The following is a 6213-nucleotide window of genomic DNA, read 5'->3' as shown; positions in this document are numbered from 1 at the left end:
CCGTGGAATGCGGTATCAACCGGCTAAAGCGAAACCGGGCGGTGGCCACAAGGTTCGACAAACTGGCCGTGCGCTACGAAGCCGTCGTCCACATCGCCGCCATCAACGAATGGCTCTGATCCCACTTCTTAAACACGCCCTAGTTCGCGGATCGCCCGGCAAAGCGCGGCCATGCCGTCCGGGCCTGGACAACCTGCACAGTGGGACGACGTTCAGTCGGTGACCGACAGGCTGATCTTTGTCGGCTACCGTCGCCACCGACACCACCGCCGAGTTTAAGGTCAACTGGGTGCGCGAGAATCACACGATGGCCTTCTTCTGGCGCCGCCGCCCGCGGCCGATACCCGCGGCCGATGAGACGGACACCTTTTCCAGCGATCTTGCTCTGTCTGATCTGGACGCGGACGAGTTCGGTCGCGCGAGCTTTGCGCAGCGAGTCGCGGGCGTCATTCAGGACCGCACGGCCTCATCGGCGTTCGTCATCGGCGTATATGGACCGTGGGGGTCTGGGAAGACCACGGCGCTACGGTTCGTTGAAACACAGTTGAAAGCCATCGATGCTGAGCGGTTCCCGGTCGTGTGGTTCAACCCATGGCGGTATGGATCGGAGGAACTGCTGGTCCAGGGCCTGTTTGACACCCTCGCGGATACTCTCGCAACGTCCTTGCCCAGCGTGAGGGACAAGATCGGCAAGTGGTTGCAGGTAGCCGGAGGCGCGGCAGGTGGACTGACTCTTTCTGGCCATGGCGCGCAGGCCGGAATCGGCACTGGGCTGGCCGCGGCTGGACGGCTGCTGTCGCAACGAAGTCTTGAGCGTGATCGCGATCGTCTCAACGACGCTTTACGTGCGTCGGGCAAGCGGATCGTTGTCATGATCGATGACATAGATCGTCTGGACAAGGACGAGATTGTATCGATTTTGAGGGCGGTGAAGCTCGCTGCGGACTTCCACAACCTGGTCTATATCCTCGCGTTCGACCAGGTGAAGGTTGCTGCGGCCTTGGCCGACCGGTACCCGGGTCAGTCGGGTTCTGATTTTCTGGACAAGATGGTTCAATTGCCGCTGTCGCTGCCCAGAGTTGACCCGGCGATCGTCCGGCAGCGTCTGCTTCGCGATTTTGAGCTTCTATTGGGACGACATGGTGGCCCCGGTCTGACCCCACAGGGCTACTGGCGTCTCGTCTCCGCGCTGGACGCCTCAGTCCTTCCATGTGTCCGCACGGCCCGCGACCACACGCTATATCTCAACGCGGTCGAGTTCGCGGTGCCAGCGCATCACGGCGAGCTGAACGTAGTCGATGTTGTGTTGCTCGAGGCGCTTCGCATGTTCTACCCCGCCGCCTTCGAGATGGTGTCGCGCGGCAAGGAAGTCATCCTGAATCATGAAGCGTCAGCAGGCGGACGCGAAGGCGTGCTCCGCGAGCTTCTGGTCTCTGCCTCCGAGGACCACTCCGGTGGACCTAGCACTCCAGCACTCGGACTGCTCCAAACCTTGTTTCCCCAGTTCGACGCAGTCTTGGGAACGACATATCACGACGCGTCAGATGTCGAGTACTGGGTGCATGAGCGGCGCGTCTGCACAGACCGCTACTTCGACCGATTCTTCACATATGGCCTGCCAGCTGGAGACGTCGCGGACTCGGACATCGACGAATTGACCAATGCGCCGAATCCTGCCGAACTGCTCGGTTCACTACTGCGGACCGCTCAACCAGGCATCGTGATCGCGAAACTGCTAGACCGCATGGTATACATCCGATCAGAATTCGCGGCCGAGCTGGCCGAAGCCGTTGCAGACACCGCACCTCAGCTGCCCGCACTCACACATGGACAGGACCTAGCCAGTCCCCGTGCACGCGCCTCCGTACTGGCCGTTCGCCTTATCCTGCGGACCGCTGGTCCGCAGCGCAGGCAGGTCGCCGAACGCCTGCTGCTTTCCCCTGACTTCGAGTTCGCGACTCTCGTTTTGCGCTGGCTGCGTGCTGCATCTGAATCAACCGGAGGCGACCCGCTGCTGAGCGCCGCAGAAGTCGCACAGCTCGCTGATATTTTCGCCGACCGGCTTCTAGACATTGACCGCAGTCACGCAATCATCGACAGCAACTCGGCGACGGCGCCCGAAATGTATGCGCTGATGTTCCAGCGCGACACGGATCGAGCCAGCCGCCAACTCTCCGCGGCGACTAAAGATCGTCATCGGCTGGCGCGTCTTCTGCGGATGTTCATGCCAACCCTCACGTCCCTGGCCTCCGGAAGGCCGGTGGCCTTGACGTCCGCCATCGAACACGAGGCATTCTCCCGCATGCTGGATGTTGTGCCCTTGGCCTCACTCCTCGATGGGGTGAGCGGTCTGGCTGATCCAGGCGAGAACAGGACAGACGACACACTCATCAATCGGTTCATCGCATACACGGACCAGATCAGAGAGAAGACTGACGTTAGCGTTGCTCTGCCTGTGGTCAGGAGCGAAAGTCCACACCCTCTATCGAATTTTCAACCGGCCGGTGCTCTCGGAGGTGCAGAGCCCCACGACGCCGACTTTGTCGTCCGGGTGGCAATCCTGACTCCTGGCTCGGCGACACCACCACCGGTTCGGGAATCAGCGGTCTCACGGATCATCGGACACCAACGCGAAACCGAATTGATCAAACTGGTGGAGGCCGCCCCGATCACCCCATGGCTTACTGCCCACATGGGGGCCTTCGGTGCGGCGGCCGTTATGCCGTGGACCGTTACCGAGATCCGAGGCGATGACTTCACGAGCTTAACCAGCGAAATCGTCGATCCGAACGGAAACGTCGCCGTGCGCGCGAAGGCCAGCATTACTACCGGTATCAGCGACGGGCCCAGCCCTCCTCGCCACAGCCTGCTCTTGATCCTCGACGTGAGCTTTGCGCTACTCAACCGCGATGCCGGCAGAAAGCACATAGCCACTCGCAACGACACCTCGCCGATCCCAGCTCCGGCAGCACTCAAGATTGCCGAGCTGGTTAATGTCGTCCACGCCGGGTTCGGCATCTTCGAGACAACTTGGGAGGCGGCTCAATTACTTCTTCCGCCAGTGTCACCGCGGGCAGCGATAGGTGTCTGGCTCGCGTCCCGCAACGGCCTTGACCGGGTCATCGACACTTCTCACCTTCGCGTGCTCGGCAACATATCAGTGAGTGAGGAACGCCTCTACATATACCGGCAGTTGGCGGCATCGACGACGATCGGCGAAGCTTCGGTAGAGCAGGAAAGTACGCGTGATCTTGCCATTGCTGTAGTCGCGCGAATGTTGAACAGCCTCAACCGTCGCGGATTCGAAGCGGAGCTCGCCGCCCTACGGAGTAGTCCGGAACCGGCCAATCTTCAAGGCGAGCCAGAGTAGACGTTCACCCGTTAGCTGTCCGAGCCTACGTTTAGCAGTTCACGAAGGCGAGGCCTGGGCCCGCGTTTCCAGTGGGTGTCGAGGGCTTGCGCTACGAGCGTGGCGGTGCCGGCAGCCCAGCGCTCTTTGGTGGTAGCCAGGACGATTTCGTCAGCTGTCAAGATGTGTGCGGCCTCAGCGAGTCGTTTGGCTGCTTCCTGGGTTCCGTGTTCGGCTTTGAGGATTCCGTTTGATTTGGCTTCACCGACGATGATGCGGCCGTCAACGATGAGGCAGAGGTCTAGTTCGATGGAGTCGGAATCGGTGACGACGCTGAATTCCGATGTCCAGAGGACTGAGCGCGCGTCTTTGCCTAGTTCGGCTGCCGCGAGGATCGGCAAGTAGCCGTGCTGGTTCAGCAGATTGCGGACGACCTGGTCTAGGGCGTAGTAGATGTGCGGCTCTGGGTCCTCTTTGTACCATCGGCCGTGTGTTAGTGGGCTGACGTGTTCGCAGGCTTGGCAGGTGAATGTCGGTCCCACGTGCTCGATCCGGTAGAACGCTTCCCACCGGCAACGCGCGCAGCTCAGGAGAAAACCGCGCTTCACAACATTGATGAGGAGAAGGCGATCCATCAGCTGCCTTGCCTCGCCTGCCTCCAGATTCAGACCATTGATGATGTCTTCGAGTGAGGTGAAGCCCTCGCTACGGATCGCGTAACCGATCCCGTATGTCAAGGGTCAGGACGAAGTCCTGTCCGATGGTCTTGTGACGTCCTGGTGGGCGGACAGCAGAATCCCATGCTGGTGGCCAGGTGACCTCCGGTGGGGTTAGGTTAGGGCTTTCACCCCCTTGCCGGCGAGGGCCTGCTGGAGTCGGTGTGAGTCGCCCTGGGTGGTGATCAGGTGGGCGTGGTGGAGGAGCCGGTCGACCGTTGCGGTGGCAAGGGTTTTGGGCATGATGGTGTCGAAGCCGGAGGGGTGGATGTTGCTGGTGACGGCGATGGATCGGCGTTCGTAGGCGGCGTCGATGATGCGGTAGAACGCTTCGGCGGCGTCCTGGCCTGCGGGTAGCATGCCGATGTCGTCGACCACGATCAGGTCGCAGCGGCAGATCCGGGCGACGGTGCGGGCGATCGAGGCGTCGGCCTTGGCCCGGCCGATGGTGGCGGTCAGGGTTTCCAGGGTGAACCAGGCGACTTTGAGGTCGGCGTCGATTGCGGTGTGCGCCAACGCTTCTACGAAGTGTGACTTGCCGGTGCCGGAGGGTCCGGCGACGGCGAGGTTCTCGGCTCGGCCGATCCATTCCAGTGTGGACAGTGCCTGCTGGGTAGGGGCGGGGATCGACGACTCGCCGGGCCGCCAGGTGGCAAACGTTTTGCCGGCAGGGAAGTTGGCGGTTTTGCGCCGCATTCGCCTGGTGGCAGCGTCGCGGCCGATGACCTCTTCAGTGAGCAGCACTCGTAGGACCTCGGCCGGGTCCCAGCGTTGCGCCTTGGCGGTGGCGATGACGTCGGGTGCGGCGGCGCGCAGGTAGGGCAACCGCATACGGCGCAGCAACTTTTCCAGCTCGCCGGGAAGGGGCGGCGGGGTCGGCGTTGACGCCCGGCGGTTTGCGGGGCCTGGCTGCGGTCGTATCCATCATCGTGTCGATCGTCGTGGTGTCCATTGCGGTGGTGGTGGTCATGCGCCGAATCTCTTCCATGAGCTGGTTCCGGGTTGGGCCGAATGGGTCTCGTCGGCGCGGACCAGGTCGCCGGCCTCGCCGTGCAGGGCGAGGTGGTCCAGGATCGAGCCGAGGTCGTGTTCGTCGAAGCGACCCGCGGCCGCAGCCAGGCCAAGGGCCTGGTCGACCTTGCCTGCACCCATGACCGCGGCGAACTCGACCGCGCGGGCCATCTTGGCCCGTACCCGGGTGGTGCCGGTGGCGGCGGCCTCGATGAGCCACTGGTGGGCGCCGTCGCCGATGGCCAGAAAGTCGGTCTCGGCCTTGGTCCGTGGGCGTGGGCGGGGCGGCCGGGGATGGTTGCCGCCCGGGTGGTGGGGGTAGTGCTCGTCGAGGATGCGCGGGTTACCCGGGGTGGACAGGGGATGTCGGGCGATCTCGGTGATGCCGGCCGGGGTCACCCTGGTGGCGCATGTTCCGGCGGCAAGGCCTGGCCGGGCAGGAACTCGTCAGCACCCACGACATCGCCGTGGCCACCGAAGTAGCCACCGCGCAGCTCAACGCCAAAGCCAAACCCTGGATCTGGGGACGACCCCCACCACCCAAAACGCATCTACCGACGCAGGTTCACCTACCACCTGTAACGACACCCGATTGAGGAACTGCGCACTAGGCGTCGTCGTGTTCCCGGCGCGAGGTCGGGGCGGCCCGGTCGGCGTAGAAGGCGGAGCGGGAGACCTTGAGCAGCACACAGGCGCGTTTCACGTTGTGCTGCTGCGACTTTTCCGCCTCGATGAACGGGTACACGTTCACCGGGTCTCCTTCGCGAAGAAAGCCGTGGCCCGTTTGAGAATCTCCACATGCTCGGCAAGGCGCCGGTTCTCCCGCCGCAACCGGGTCAGTTCCTCACGCTCCGCGCTGGTCAAACCGTCCGTACGCACGCCCGTGTCGAGGTCTGCCTGGCGTACCCAGTCCCGGACCGCGGTCTCGGTCAAATCGAAATCCTTGGCGACCTGACCGACCGAACGGTCACCGCGCCGGCACACCTCGACGATCTGTTCCGCCCCGGGTTTGATGGAGACATCGAACACCCGGAGGATTGGCTGTTATGGCGGCACCGAAGAAGTACCCGGACGAGTTGCGCGAGCGCGCCACGCGTCTGGTGATTGAGGCGCGTAGAGACCCGCAAGCAGGGCCTG

6 protein-coding genes and 1 pseudogene are annotated in these 6213 nt (G+C 63.0%); 2 read left to right on the top strand and 5 right to left on the bottom strand.

The annotated features are described in order from the left end of the window. Together DM816_RS39570 and DM816_RS39565 are read left to right on the top strand one after the other, a co-directional pair. A pseudogene (locus DM816_RS39570) lies at positions 1 to 119 on the top strand (IS5 family transposase); the annotation flags it as partial. 119 nt (positions 120 to 238) lie between these two features. Next, the gene (locus DM816_RS39565; RefSeq protein WP_117215604.1) at positions 239 to 3370 is read left to right on the top strand and encodes a KAP family P-loop NTPase fold protein; all 3132 of its coding nucleotides are present in this window, start codon (positions 239 to 241) and stop codon (positions 3368 to 3370) included. A gap of 11 nt (positions 3371 to 3381) precedes the next feature. Here the strand turns inward: DM816_RS39565 and DM816_RS39560 are convergent, their stop codons facing one another. The 5 genes from DM816_RS39560 to DM816_RS39545 form a co-directional block, all read right to left on the bottom strand. After that, positions 3382 to 4086 carry a hypothetical protein gene (locus tag DM816_RS39560; protein ID WP_117215603.1) on the bottom strand — a complete coding sequence of 235 codons (705 nt, stop codon included), beginning with the start codon at positions 4084 to 4086 and terminating at the stop codon, positions 3382 to 3384. A gap of 93 nt (positions 4087 to 4179) precedes the next feature. Then, the gene (gene istB / locus DM816_RS39555) at positions 4180 to 4896 is read right to left on the bottom strand and encodes an IS21-like element helper ATPase IstB (protein WP_117215602.1); all 717 of its coding nucleotides are present in this window, start codon (positions 4894 to 4896) and stop codon (positions 4180 to 4182) included. A gap of 135 nt (positions 4897 to 5031) precedes the next feature. Continuing rightward, complete coding sequence (locus DM816_RS39550; protein ID WP_117215601.1) at positions 5032 to 5475, bottom strand: hypothetical protein; 444 nt, start codon at positions 5473 to 5475, stop codon at positions 5032 to 5034. Between the two features lie 208 nt (positions 5476 to 5683). Next, a complete protein-coding gene (locus tag DM816_RS43300; protein WP_162908323.1) occupies positions 5684 to 5827 on the bottom strand; it encodes a hypothetical protein in 144 nt (47 codons plus the stop codon). Continuing rightward, positions 5824 to 6105: a transposase gene (locus tag DM816_RS39545; RefSeq protein WP_162908322.1), complete on the bottom strand. Its 282-nt coding sequence runs from the start codon at positions 6103 to 6105 to the stop codon at positions 5824 to 5826. The genes DM816_RS43300 and DM816_RS39545 overlap by 4 nt, the downstream gene beginning before the upstream one ends. Between the last annotated feature and the right edge of the window lie 108 nt (positions 6106 to 6213).

Origin of the sequence: Allorhizocola rhizosphaerae (assembly GCF_003426775.1) — a bacterium.
Taxonomy (GTDB): Bacteria; Actinomycetota; Actinomycetes; order Mycobacteriales; family Micromonosporaceae; genus Allorhizocola; species Allorhizocola rhizosphaerae.
This window is presented reverse-complemented; position numbering and strand designations above follow the sequence as displayed.

Coding starts and splice junctions, on each gene's coding strand:
- istB (WP_117215602.1), bottom strand. CDS start 4,896: ATGCGGTTGCCCTACCTGCGCGCCGCCGCACCCGACGTCATCGCCACC.